The sequence below is a fragment of the Chitinophaga sp. 30R24 genome (assembly GCF_049056765.1).
In the GTDB taxonomy this organism is placed as follows: Bacteria; Bacteroidota; Bacteroidia; order Chitinophagales; family Chitinophagaceae; genus Chitinophaga.
Window position 1 is genome coordinate 176,253 of the sequence record NZ_JBJGXX010000001.1, and the last position, 11,840, is coordinate 188,092.

Annotated in this window: 12 protein-coding genes and 1 tRNA gene; 6 read left to right on the forward strand and 7 right to left on the reverse strand. The window is 43.0% G+C overall.

Annotated features, from left to right (window positions below; genetic code table 11):
• Positions 1 to 3 precede the first annotated feature (3 nt).
• The gene (locus tag ACDQ55_RS00740) at positions 4 to 1,182 is read right to left on the reverse strand and encodes a thiolase family protein (RefSeq protein ID WP_420979085.1); all 1,179 of its coding nucleotides are present in this window, start codon (positions 1,180 to 1,182) and stop codon (positions 4 to 6) included.
• A 159-nt stretch (positions 1,183 to 1,341) separates the two neighbouring features.
• Between ACDQ55_RS00740 and ACDQ55_RS00745 the strand changes: the two genes are divergently transcribed.
• From ACDQ55_RS00745 to ACDQ55_RS00755, 3 genes are all read left to right on the forward strand, one after another.
• Positions 1,342 to 1,415, forward strand: a tRNA-Lys gene (locus tag ACDQ55_RS00745).
• 397 nt (positions 1,416 to 1,812) lie between these two features.
• Positions 1,813 to 3,147 (forward strand): ATP-binding protein, encoded by a 1,335-nt coding sequence (locus ACDQ55_RS00750; RefSeq protein ID WP_420979086.1) that lies wholly within the window; start codon positions 1,813 to 1,815, stop codon positions 3,145 to 3,147.
• 325 nt (positions 3,148 to 3,472) lie between these two features.
• Complete coding sequence (locus ACDQ55_RS00755) at positions 3,473 to 3,994, forward strand: hypothetical protein (protein ID WP_420979087.1); 522 nt, start codon at positions 3,473 to 3,475, stop codon at positions 3,992 to 3,994.
• 74 nt (positions 3,995 to 4,068) lie between these two features.
• Here the strand turns inward: ACDQ55_RS00755 and ACDQ55_RS00760 are convergent, their stop codons facing one another.
• On the reverse strand, positions 4,069 to 4,437 hold the full coding sequence (locus ACDQ55_RS00760; RefSeq protein WP_420979088.1) for a hypothetical protein: 369 nt from the start codon (positions 4,435 to 4,437) through the stop codon (positions 4,069 to 4,071).
• 59 nt (positions 4,438 to 4,496) lie between these two features.
• Here ACDQ55_RS00760 and ACDQ55_RS00765 point away from each other — a divergent pair, with 59 nt between their 5' ends.
• Complete coding sequence (locus ACDQ55_RS00765; protein WP_420979089.1) at positions 4,497 to 4,883, forward strand: SRPBCC domain-containing protein; 387 nt, start codon at positions 4,497 to 4,499, stop codon at positions 4,881 to 4,883.
• Between the two features lie 33 nt (positions 4,884 to 4,916).
• Here ACDQ55_RS00765 and ACDQ55_RS00770 read toward each other — a convergent pair whose 3' ends face one another.
• Positions 4,917 to 5,555 carry an SMI1/KNR4 family protein gene (locus tag ACDQ55_RS00770; RefSeq protein ID WP_420979090.1) on the reverse strand — a complete coding sequence of 213 codons (639 nt, stop codon included), beginning with the start codon at positions 5,553 to 5,555 and terminating at the stop codon, positions 4,917 to 4,919.
• A 27-nt stretch (positions 5,556 to 5,582) separates the two neighbouring features.
• The gene (locus tag ACDQ55_RS00775) at positions 5,583 to 6,410 is read right to left on the reverse strand and encodes a metallophosphoesterase family protein (protein ID WP_420979091.1); all 828 of its coding nucleotides are present in this window, start codon (positions 6,408 to 6,410) and stop codon (positions 5,583 to 5,585) included.
• A gap of 201 nt (positions 6,411 to 6,611) precedes the next feature.
• On the opposite strand from ACDQ55_RS00775, the gene ACDQ55_RS00780 reads away from it, so the two are divergent.
• Positions 6,612 to 8,126, forward strand: a complete 1,515-nt coding sequence (locus ACDQ55_RS00780) for a malate:quinone oxidoreductase (RefSeq protein ID WP_420979092.1) — start codon at positions 6,612 to 6,614, stop codon at positions 8,124 to 8,126.
• Between the two features lie 59 nt (positions 8,127 to 8,185).
• On the opposite strand, the gene ACDQ55_RS00785 is transcribed toward ACDQ55_RS00780, so the two are convergent.
• Together ACDQ55_RS00785 and ACDQ55_RS00790 are read right to left on the reverse strand one after the other, a co-directional pair.
• Entirely contained in the window at positions 8,186 to 8,578 is a 393-nt protein-coding gene (locus ACDQ55_RS00785; protein WP_420979093.1) for a DUF1634 domain-containing protein, read from the reverse strand.
• Positions 8,579 to 8,581: 3 nt separating this feature from the next.
• Complete coding sequence (locus ACDQ55_RS00790) at positions 8,582 to 9,418, reverse strand: sulfite exporter TauE/SafE family protein (protein WP_420979094.1); 837 nt, start codon at positions 9,416 to 9,418, stop codon at positions 8,582 to 8,584.
• A 112-nt stretch (positions 9,419 to 9,530) separates the two neighbouring features.
• Between ACDQ55_RS00790 and ACDQ55_RS00795 the strand changes: the two genes are divergently transcribed.
• Entirely contained in the window at positions 9,531 to 10,361 is an 831-nt protein-coding gene (locus ACDQ55_RS00795) for a S1 RNA-binding domain-containing protein (RefSeq protein ID WP_420979095.1), read from the forward strand.
• A 3-nt stretch (positions 10,362 to 10,364) separates the two neighbouring features.
• Here ACDQ55_RS00795 and ACDQ55_RS00800 read toward each other — a convergent pair whose 3' ends face one another.
• The gene (locus ACDQ55_RS00800; protein ID WP_420979096.1) at positions 10,365 to 11,816 is read right to left on the reverse strand and encodes an ATP-binding protein; all 1,452 of its coding nucleotides are present in this window, start codon (positions 11,814 to 11,816) and stop codon (positions 10,365 to 10,367) included.
• Between the last annotated feature and the right edge of the window lie 24 nt (positions 11,817 to 11,840).

The following is an 11,840-nucleotide window of genomic DNA, read 5'->3' on the forward strand; positions in this document are numbered from 1 at the left end:
TAATTAATTAATATTTTCTATTACACCTGCAATTCCTTGTCCGCCGCCTACACAGGCAGTTACAATACCGTATTTTTTGTTGAGCCGCTTTAAATCGCCCAGTATCTGTACGGTTAATTTAGCACCGGTACACCCCAGCGGATGGCCCAGGGCAATGGCGCCTCCGTTGATATTAACAATATCAGGATTCAATCCCAATTCACGGATCACGGTGAGCGACTGGGAAGCAAAAGCTTCGTTCAATTCTATCAGATCGATATCCTGCAAGGTTTTACCGGTACGCTGCAGCACTTTAGGAACGGCAGCCACTGGTCCAATACCCATGATACGCGGGTGCACGCCGGCAGATACACAACCTACCAAACGGCCAATGGGCTTTAACCCCAATTCATTCACCATCTTCTCACTCATTACTACCACAAAGGCAGCACCATCAGAAGTTTGGGAAGAATTTCCTGCTGTAACCGAGCCTCCTGCCGCAAATACAGGTTTTAACCTGGCGAGCGCCTCCATAGAAGTATCTGCACGGGGGCCTTCATCTGTATCTACAGTAAAAGACCGTTTGGCTTTCTTGCCCTTGTTATCCACATAAATTTCGTCAATGGTAACCGGCAGGATGCCTTGTTTGAAATACCCTTGCTGAATGGCATTCAGCGCTTTCATATGTGATTTATAAGAGAATTCGTCCTGGTCTTCGCGACTTACTTTAAATTCTTTTGCAACCGCTTCTGCCGTAAGCCCCATACCCAGGTAATAATCGGGGTGGCTACTGGCTACAGTATAGTTAGGTACTGTTTTCCAACCCGCCAATGGTACCAAACTCATGCTTTCCGTTCCCCCAGCTATAATACAATCTGCCATGCCCATCCGGATTTTGGCAGTAGCAATAGCAATGGTTTCCAGGCCCGACGCGCAATAACGATTCACCGTCATACCTGGCACACCAATACCTAAAGCCCTCACCGAAATCATACGACCTATTTGTAAGCCTTGCTCCGCCTCCGGTACTGCATTACCTACAATAAGATCATCGACCCGTTCAGGGTCCAACTGAGGTACAGATGCCAATAAACCTTTGATTACATCTACAGCCAGATCATCGGGTCTGTAAAAGCGAAATCCTCCCCTTTTGGCCTTACCTACCGCAGTGCGGTATCCAGCTACTATATATGCTTCCTGCATAACTAAAATTTTTATAATGAGCTAACACTTAGTTTATTAACATAAAGGCGATTTATCCACATTTCGCCCCTATTTTCAAATTTAATCAAAAAAAATCACACAAATATTGAGAAGAACTATTAGATTTGCGTCCACGTTTTTTAACAGAAACATAAAATTGACTCCCTAGCTCAGTTGGTTAGAGCTACTGACTCTTAATCAGTAGGTCCTGGGTTCGAGCCCCAGGGGGGTCACAGACTAGTAAAGGGTTTCAGCCGATTGACGCTGAAACCCTTTTTATTTGAGACACCAAATAAGACCCATTTTAAATTGGAATGCGGTTTTAACAATTTTTCATCCCTTTGATGGGCTTACTTAAAATCTCTGGTGGACTTTTTACCACTCTCCGCTTCCTCACTTTTAGCTTCTTATACATTTAATTATCCAACCCAAAGCTAAATGTGTATCTTATTAGCATTGCTAATGCCATGTGGTATCTCAAAGAAGATCACTGCCCATGTAGGCAGTAGAGTTAACAGCCATGCTCCGTAATACCCTTTGTTAATCCTATTTGCTTCGCAAATGCATGTAACACACGGCTAAATACACTGCTAATTTTACACTCCATATTTATTCACTATCAGATATCTTATGCCGGAACAACACAATATAGAATACAAACTTTCCTGGAGAGATGAATATCTAAAATGGATATGCGGTTTTGCTAATGCACAAGGAGGACAAATATTTATAGGCATCGACGATAATAGTATGATTGTTGGAGTGGACGATCATAAAAAACTAATGGATGACATTCCCAATAAAGCCGTTAATCATTTAGGATTAGTGGTAGATGTTAACTTACATAAAAGTGAGGGCAAACACTATATCGAAATCAAAGTACCAGTTAGTAGCGTTCCAATTGCCTATCATGGCATCTATCATTATCGTAGCGGTAGCACCAAACAAGAACTGAAAGGCATTGCATTACAAAACTTACTATTGAAAAAGATCGGAAAAAAATGGGAAAACATACCACTAGAAAACACTTCAATAAGTGATATTAATGAAACTACTGTTCGATCATTTATCATTAAATCTATTCAAAAAGATAGGATACCTACTAATTCAGAAAAAATGGAAATAGGGCTACTCTTAAAGAATCTCAATTTAATGACGGAAGATGGACAATTAACCAATGCTTCAATCCTGTTATTTGGAAAGAATCCCGCAAAAGTTACAGTAACTGCAAGTTTCAAAATAGGCAGATTTGGCACATCCAGCCACGACCTGTTATATCAGGATATAATCGAAACAAATATTTTTGACATGGCTGACAGGGTTATTGAGATCTTAAAGATGAAATACCTTATCCGACCAATTTCCTACAAAGGCATAGAGAGATTAGAACCGTTAGAATATCCAGAATCAGCTTTACGTGAAGCCATATTGAATGCTATTATACATAAAGATTATTCAAGCACCTACATTTTTCTAAAGGTTTACGATGACCGGCTACACCTTTGGAATCCTGGAAATTTGCCAGAAGAACTAAGCCTTGAAAAATTAAGGACAGACCACTCCTCCTATCCACGCAATAGAAACATTGCCAACGTATTTTTCAAAGCAGGCTATATTGAATCATGGGGAAGAGGCATTAATAAAATAATTGATAGTTGTATTGAAGGGGGCCTCCCTGCACCTTTAATTGAAGAAGAGCAAGGGGGCTTCGGAATTACTCTTTTCAAAGAGAATCGTGCAATTGAATGGGTTGATGTACCACAACCTCATAATGAACGGCAGGCCCAGGCTATCAAATATATAAAAGAACACACAAGTATCACGAATATGCAATATCAGGAGCTCAATAATATCTCCAAAAGAACAGCAACAAGAGATCTACAGGAATTAATTAAACAGGGGGTCATCCAAAAAGTTGGCACAACCGGCAAAGGAACTACTTACGTCTTTACATATCAAGGCTAAAGGGGCCATAAAGGGGTCATAAAGGAGCCATAAAGGGGCCAACGTTCAAACGCCTGTGAACCGTTCCCTTCGTTCAGGAAAAAGTTATCCAATCGGATTCCATCTGCATTTTTAAAACGCAACGTGAAATTTTCCAGCATATTTATAAGCCTGGATACAGCCATCACCAATCTACCGGAAAAGAACGGGGTGGTATTCCTTATGTACCGGGAATAGGAATCAGTTGCTCCATTCCTGTTTAAAGTAGATAAGTTCATTTTTTTATAACGGCGAGCCTTGCACAACGGTAATCTTTTTACTACTTTCGGCCTCCCATTCTATACCTATGCAAGATACCATTACCATCCAATTACACATGACCCTGTACGAATACATACGGTTTACACTTTACATGTTACCCAGAAATAAAATAATCCGGAAGATATTTATCTATATTACCTGTTTGAGTGTTATAAATGCCGGATGCAAGCAACTACTACCGTCTGCTACACCGCTACAGCATGCACAGGACTATGCAAATTTTATTTATGCACCTGTACTTTTAGCCTTGTTCTTCCTGGTAACTTCCTTACTAACAGCAATGTATATCTTTAGGTATAAACCACATTTTATTCAACATATTACGCTGCGTTTTACGCACTGGGGAATGGAAAAAACCGGACTGGATATCATGGTAAAGATACCTTGGCGCAATTTTCAAAAGATAGAAGAAAGCAAGTCTTTTTTTATTCTCTATGCTGGGATGGACAATATCCAGCATGTGAATGCTATTTCAAAGAAGCGATTTACTTCCCTTGAAAAAGCTACTGCATTTAAAGAAATGATCTCGTATCATATATTGCAATAAGGGATTCAAAAATCAACCTTACCAGGGCTGGGCGGCAGCATCCTACTGACCCAACATTATCAAAAAGAATACGCCTATACCGGCTGTTGCACGATAATACATACATCTTCCTGATCTCTCAGGGCAAATTCCAGCGCTCCCCAGGGTTGTAGTTTTATCTCAGGGGAATTGGGATGAAGCAATTCCGGGTGACTCTTCTTTACCAACTCGTAAGCTTCCTGGATATTATCTGTTTCCAGCCTTATTTCGGGCCGGTCTTTAATGGCCCATTCCAGGCTTTCGATGAGATGGATAACAAGGTTATCCCGTTTAACAATGCAGAAAGGTTGCTCACCTCTATCATCGCGATAAGCCACCACAAAACCCAGTGTGTCCACAAAGAGTTGTAACCCCACCTTCATATCCGAGTAAAAAACATTCGGGATCAACTTAGTGAACTGCATATGCTCAATATTTTATAGAAAATTAAGTAATAATTCACCAATTCTGTAGCTTTGAACACATGAAAGATTATAAAAAACATTTTATCCTGAATGCGCCACCCGAAGAAGTGTATGCCGCGCTCACCAATCCGGCTACCATTCAATTGTGGACGGGCGAAGTAGCAGAAATGTCTACAGAACCGGGCTCTGAATTTGCACTGTGGGAAGAAAGTATTGTGGGGATGAACCTGGAGTTTGAAGAAGGAAAAAAAATAGTACAGCAATGGTACTTTGGGGAGGAAGATGAAGAAAATCCTTCTATTGTAACCATTAAGCTACATCCTTCCCCTAAAGGAACAGATGTAGAGCTAAAACATACCAATATCCCCGACGAAGCTTATGAAGATATAGTAGAAGGTTGGAACGACCAATATTTCGGGGCGTTAATTGATTTCTATAAAGAATAATATAGCAGGGGCGTAATGCCCCTGCCTAAAAACTTAATCACGTAATTGATACGGGAAGCTGCTATCCAGCCATTGAAAATTCATTTCCTGCTCTACTATTTCATGCAGTTTCACATTGGTTAGTTTACCTGTTTCATACACAGTGGCCACTACCGTTGCCTGATGAGGGGTGAGATAAGGACTATGGGTTCGCAGGAAATTACCGCAATTCTCTTTCAAATCACCATAAGTAATCAGCGACGGAGATTCCGGACCAAGATCTGTAATGGCTTCCAACATCTGCAGGAATATGAAGTCTTGCAGGTTCTTTGCCAGGATACAGGCTTCATTCGCATCACGATATACCTGTACAATAGGCACATCTTCCTCCTGCTGCAGGTTAAAATAAAAGGCAAACCAGTCACCCCCGCTACTTACGGCAAAAGGCACAAAGCGGTGCACCGGATCAGCAAACAGGAATCCGTCTTCCATTTCTTCACTTACGGTGGCCAGGTCCATTATTTCCAGGTCGTTGGCATACAGTAACAAAGGCGGCGCCGTCCGGATAGCGGGATACACCTTATCCAGCCAGTTTTCTCCAAACTCGCCCCAATTAAGCATACCGTCTTTGTACAGTTGTTTATATAGTGTTGGATAGGTAAATCCATACTCTTTTTCAAATTCCTCCAGCATAGCATTCTTTTAACATCCCGAAAGTACTCAAACTTTCGAAAAAACTTTTTCTCCTTGCCGACTTAAAGGGTTCATAATAAAAGAAAGGATGCTGCCATCTTCCTTGAGCTCCACTACCCGGAAGCCATGATAGCCAACACCCCAGCTTCCGCCCACGTGTCCGTCGAACAGGAAAGGTATTTTGCTGCCTTCCAACATTTTTACGTTATCCTGATCATGGTCGTGACCATTAAAGATTGCGCGGATATTGGGATATTTCTGGATCAGGGCCTTGAATTCGGGACAATCCAAGCCATTATCAGTCCATTTTACAGGAGTAATATGTAAGAAGATAAATATATTATCGGCGGTCTTATATTGTTCAAGTTTACGGGCAAACCAATCTACATCAGGGCAGAGGTAGGTACCTTTTTCATCGGCAGTATTGCCCAATAATAATACCTGGTTGCCTATTACCACATCGTGATGAAGTGGGTGGCCCCAGGCTTGCTCCCAAATTTCAGGGGCTACCATGTCATGATTGCCATGGGTAACAAATAAACGGGGATGCAATTGTTTTAACCTGGTTACGGCTCCTGGGAGCAGCGCCGGATCGTTGTGAATAATATCTCCGTTGAATACCAGGAATTCGCAGTGATTATGCTGCTGGTAACGATCAAAAGCCGTTTTCAGGTCCTGAAAATTTTGCTCAGAGGGAGTGTTGGGTTCCCCAAAGTGCCAATCAGATGCTACTGCAAAGCGGAAAATGGTTTTGCTGTTAAAATGCCGGGGCGTTACTGCGGCTGCTATTTTGCCTGCTGCTGTGATCACTACGGCAGCTGATACACCTTTGAAAAATGTTCTTCTGTTCATCATGCGCTAAAAATAAGATATAGGGTATGTCAATTATTTCAGAACCAAATGCTTAACCAAAAGATAAAATAATATGTATTCAAAACTTTCAATCCATTCAGAAAGAATTGTAATAAGTTTGTTAATTGTGCCCAAAACGAGCAATTTATTCTCCCTGCATAAACGTTTAGATTGTAACTTTGCACCTCGAATAAAAATGGGGTTATGTTTAGAAGCAAGAGTACAGCTGGAACAGGTCCGGATGTGGTTTTAATAGGCGCTGGCATTATGAGCGCCACACTTGGGATACTCCTGAAAGAGTTAGAACCAGAGTTAACCATTGCAATTTTTGAACGACTGGATGTGGCTGCCGCAGAAAGTTCTGATGCGTGGAACAATGCAGGCACGGGTCACTCTGCATTTTGTGAGTTGAACTATACGCCGCAAAAGCCAGATGGCTCAGTAGATATCAAAAAAGCGGTGAACATTGCAGAGCAGTTTGAAGTGTCGCGCCAGTTCTGGTCCTATCTGGTTGAAAATAATATCCTTTCCAATCCGCAACACTTTATTCAGAGCGTTCCCCATATGAGCTTTGTTTGGGGAGAAGAAAATGTGGATTATCTCAAAAAAAGATACAATGCCTTACAGCAATGTCATCTTTTCAAGACCATGGAATATTCTGAAGATCAGCAACAACTGAAATCCTGGATGCCGCTGGTCATGGAAGGTCGCAATGCTTCTCAGCCAGTAGCAGCTACCCGCATGGAGTTTGGTACAGATGTTAACTTCGGCGCGCTCAGCCGTTCGCTGTTCAACCACCTCGAAAAAATGGATGGCATTAGCCTGCACTTCAATCACGATGTTCGTGATCTGAAAAAAGAAGCCGACGGAAGCTGGTCTATTAAAGTAAAAAATCGTGAAACCCGTGAAAAACGGTCTGTTAACACGAAATTCGTGTTCATCGGTGCTGGCGGCGGTTCCCTCCCTTTACTGGAAAAATCAGATATCCCGGAAGGCAAAGGTTTCGGCGGCTTCCCGGTAAGCGGACAGTGGCTGCGTTGCACCAATCCCGAAATTATTGCACAACACCGTGCTAAAGTATATGGTAAAGCCTCTGTTGGCGCGCCTCCTATGTCGGTGCCCCATCTGGATACCCGCATGATAGACGGCCAGAAGGCTTTGCTATTTGGTCCTTATGCAGGTTTTTCCACCAAGTTCCTGAAAAACGGCTCTATATTCGATCTCCCTTTATCTATTAAGGCCAACAACATTCACCCAATGGTGTCTGCCGGCCTGGATAATATTCCATTAACGAAATACCTCATTGCACAGGTAAGACAAAAACCGGAAGACAGACTGGAAGCTTTACGTGAATATTTCCCTGAAGCTAAAATGGAAGATTGGGAACTGGAAATTGCCGGACAACGTGTGCAGGTGATTAAAAAAGATCCCGAACATGGCGGCGTCCTGGAATTTGGTACTGAAGTGGTAAACGCTGCCGATGGCTCTATCGCTGCGCTGCTGGGCGCTTCCCCTGGGGCCTCTACCGCTGTTTCCATTATGCTAAACCTGCTGAAACGCTGCTTTAAGGATGCCGTGAATACCGAAGCCTGGCAGATCAAATTAAAGAAAATGATCCCTTCCTACGGACAGTCCTTACTTAATAATCCCGCCCTCTGCGATGAGCTCCGGGCATGGACTACACAAGCACTCGAATTGCAGGAACTGCAAACCGTATAAACGCATCCCGGTGTAGTTTCTTGTTCATTCCCCCACCGGACAAGAAACTACACACTGCCTTATCCCACCAAACCACCCAACATACTGAACATAATAATACCCAATACCAATAGGGTAATCCCTACATACAGATAGTCTTTTTCTATCAAAAAAGTAATTACGGAAAGGGCCACACGAAGAATAGGCGTAGCAATGAGCAACACTACACCGAGTTGTATAATATTCATACCCCTGTTTTTCAACACGCCTTGCCAAATGCCTTTGAAGTTGTTCAAACCTTCCAGCACCCCAGTAAAATCGTGATAGAACGGCTGCTCGTGCCCATGCCGGCTAAGGTAAATAATACCGCCGGTTAACACGATAGCACTGGAAACGATCACGCCTATACGCAATTGCTTACCTATCAGCTGCGCTACATCCCGGTCCCGTAATTTTGAAAAGAACTGTTTCATCCCTTACAGTTTACCAGTAATACCATTATAAATCATTTGCAAGGCCAATAAGCTAATAACTACGCTAAAGACTATACGTAATTCTTTCACATTGGCGCGGGTAAGCAATCGTGAACCCGCAAAAGCGCCCGCCAATACACCCAGCACCACCGGCATACATAATCCGGGGGATATATACCCCCGTTGCAGGTACACTACTGCACTGGCTGCCGCCGTTACGCCAATCATAAAATTGCTGGTAGTAGTAGATACTTTAAAAGGTATACGCATAATATTATCCATGGCAAGTACCTTTAAAGCCCCTGATCCAATCCCCAACAACCCCGACATAATACCGGCAAACATCATCATCAGATAACCTCCCGGCACATGATGCACCTTATAGCTTACCGGACCGTTGGCAGTAGGATAAGTACTGTTGAGCCGCAACTGCGCTGCCAGCCGGCTGTTATCTTCGCTGGTGGTATATTCCAGCTTTTTCCGCAAAGACATTAGCGAAGAAAAAATGAGCACAGCGCCGAAAATAATAGCCACCACATTAGTAGGCATATACACCGCAATCAGTGCACCTATTACCGCACCTGTGGTAGTAGCAATTTCCAGGAACATACCCAGCCGGATATTGGTAATACCCTCCTTTACATAAGCGGAAGCGGAACCCGAAGATGTGGCAATAGCAGCTACCAGGGCAGTACCAATGGCATAGCGGATATCAGTATGAAATCCCAGGCTAAGTAAAGGGATAATGACCACGCCGCCACCCAGGCCAGTCAGCGACCCAAGAAAACCAGCCATTACGGCCCCCAAAAAAAGAATCAGGGTAAATAATAAAATAGTCATAAGATGCTTTGGTGGGTTTATATCTGGTGATATTTACAAAAGTAAGCAGAATATGATTCCTGCAATCCGGCAATCTATCAGTAACTTGCAGGCGGATAATTAATCAGATCATATGATAAAAGTGGGTGAATACAACCTGTTAAGGGTAAAAAAAGAAGCTGATTTTGGTGTATACCTCGAAGGCATAGACCAGGAAATATTGCTTCCATCAAGATTTGTACCGGAAGGTACACGTGTAGGCGACGAACTCGAAGTATTCCTGTATCATGATTCTGAAAACCGGTTAATTGCTACTACCCAACGCCCTTATGGCATTGTAGGAGATATCGTATTACTAAAAGCAGTGAGTGTTACCAAACAAGGCGCATTCCTCGACTGGGGCCTTATGAAAGACCTCTTTGTAGCCCAGTCGCAGCAATTAACGCACATGGCACCAGGACAGGAATACCTGGTAAAGATCTATATCGACGAACGCACCGGCCGCCTCGCTGCTACAGAAAAAATATCCCGCTTCCTTAGCAATGAATCGCTCACCGTACAAGAAAAAGATCCGGTAGACCTACTCGTATACCGCCGTACCGACATCGGCTACGTAATGATCATCAACAACCTCCATACTGGTATCCTCCATCATAATGAAATATTCCGCCCTATTGAAATAGGCGACAAATTCAAAGGATATATCCGGCAGATCAAAGAAGACAAAATTGATGTAATGCTGGGCAAACCCGGATTCGAAAAAGTGGAAGATGAAGCCGGCAAAATTCTGCGGCTCCTGCAGGAAAATGATGGCTACCTACCCTATCATGATAAGTCTACACCGGAAGAAATCCAGGAATTCTTTGGCATGAGCAAGAAAACCTTTAAGATGACTGTCGGCAATTTGTACAAACAACATAAGATCACGTTTACCCAAACGGGCATTAAACTGGAAGAAGCCTAAGCTTTATGCTACCAGCGGGAAGGTGATTAGGAAACTGGTCCCTTCTCCCAGTGCGCTTTCTACGGCAATAGTCCCTTTATGTTGCAGAATAATGTTCTGGGTGGCGGTTAATCCCAAGCCAGTACCCTTGGTTTTATTGGTAAAAAAAGGCTCAAATAATTTAGCCTGGTTCTGGGGAGAAATCCCGCTACCATTGTCGGTAATACGGATCAGCACTTTATCTGCTTCACAGCGGGCTTGTATGCTCAGCCGGCCTTCGCCAGCCTTCATGGCTTCAATTCCATTGATGATAATATTCAGGAAAGCAATCAATATTTTATCTTCATCTGCCAATATCTTCCCATCTGGCCGGCATAGTTCTTTTTCTACGGTTACATTATGTAGCTGCAGGCGGTCGGCCGATAACTGCAAGGCTTTTTCTATAAGCGGATTCACCTCCATAGGTAGCATGTTCAGCTCCGACATACGGGTAGATTGCAACAGCTCTGTTACCAAATGGTTGATCCGGTGACAATTACGCTCCATAATATCCAGATATAGAGGAGCCTCTTCTGTTTTCGACACCGGCTCCATTTTTAACTGGGATACCGCCAACAAGATATTGGTAAGCGGATTACGTACTTCATGGGCAATCAGGCGGGCAATACGGCCGGTAATCACAAATTTCTCCTGTTGTTGTTTCTCCCGTTCCTTCCGTTTACGGGCGGTAATATCTTGTATGATACACAAATAGAGCTGTTTTTTTTCATCCAACAGGGAGGCATTGATCGTCACATCCAACTGTTGGCCGGTTTTACTGAGAAACATGTATTCTTTCTGTACCACCCCTTCTTCTGTACAAAGCTGGGCCAGGAAATCAGCTACTACGCTATCTTCTGCAAACAGACGTTGCAAATGGCTGCTATATAGCTCATCTTCTTCATAATTTAATACCTGCAAAGCTGCCGGGTTAGCCGCTACTATTTTATGCTCGCAGTCGGCTAACAAGATCAGATCATTAGACTTTTCGAAGATACTGAAATAGCGTTTTTCACTTTTTTCGATGGCTAACAGATGGCTGAACTTATCGAGCGTATAACGAATGGCACGCTCCAGCAAGGCAGCATTGATCTCACTTTTTACGAGATAGTCTGCAGCACCAGCCAACATGGCTTCTTTATCAATATAGTAATCTCCTTTACCCGTAAATAAAATAACGGGGGCTTTATATCCCAGGTTGCGGAAATGATGCAACACATCTATACCTGTATGAACGCCTAAACGATAATCCACCAGGTAAAGGTCATGGGTGCGGGTTTCAATTGCCAACAATCCTTCTTTATAAGAAGATACCCACTGTAATACATATTGATCGGGGGAAATATCCTGCAGCAAAGAATTTACAAGAAAAAAGTCATCTTCGTCATCATCGATCATCAGGATATGCTTTTTACCATTTGTTGCCATAAGCGCCATAAAGTTCCTGTTTCCGCTCCAATA

Bases quoted from the DNA above. Each gene is read 5' to 3' on its own strand.
- ACDQ55_RS00740 (WP_420979085.1), bottom strand. From the start codon at position 1,182: ATGCAGGAAGCATATATAGTAGCTGGATACCGCACTGCGGTAGGTAAG.
- ACDQ55_RS00750 (WP_420979086.1), top strand. From the start codon at position 1,813: ATGCCGGAACAACACAATATAGAATACAAACTTTCCTGGAGAGATGAA.
- ACDQ55_RS00755 (WP_420979087.1), top strand. From the start codon at position 3,473: ATGCAAGATACCATTACCATCCAATTACACATGACCCTGTACGAATAC.
- ACDQ55_RS00760 (WP_420979088.1), bottom strand. From the start codon at position 4,437: ATGCAGTTCACTAAGTTGATCCCGAATGTTTTTTACTCGGATATGAAG.
- ACDQ55_RS00765 (WP_420979089.1), top strand. From the start codon at position 4,497: ATGAAAGATTATAAAAAACATTTTATCCTGAATGCGCCACCCGAAGAA.
- ACDQ55_RS00770 (WP_420979090.1), bottom strand. From the start codon at position 5,555: ATGCTGGAGGAATTTGAAAAAGAGTATGGATTTACCTATCCAACACTA.
- ACDQ55_RS00775 (WP_420979091.1), bottom strand. From the start codon at position 6,410: ATGATGAACAGAAGAACATTTTTCAAAGGTGTATCAGCTGCCGTAGTG.
- ACDQ55_RS00780 (WP_420979092.1), top strand. From the start codon at position 6,612: ATGTTTAGAAGCAAGAGTACAGCTGGAACAGGTCCGGATGTGGTTTTA.
- ACDQ55_RS00785 (WP_420979093.1), bottom strand. From the start codon at position 8,578: ATGAAACAGTTCTTTTCAAAATTACGGGACCGGGATGTAGCGCAGCTG.
- ACDQ55_RS00790 (WP_420979094.1), bottom strand. From the start codon at position 9,418: ATGACTATTTTATTATTTACCCTGATTCTTTTTTTGGGGGCCGTAATG.
- ACDQ55_RS00795 (WP_420979095.1), top strand. From the start codon at position 9,531: ATGATAAAAGTGGGTGAATACAACCTGTTAAGGGTAAAAAAAGAAGCT.
- ACDQ55_RS00800 (WP_420979096.1), bottom strand. From the start codon at position 11,816: ATGGCGCTTATGGCAACAAATGGTAAAAAGCATATCCTGATGATCGAT.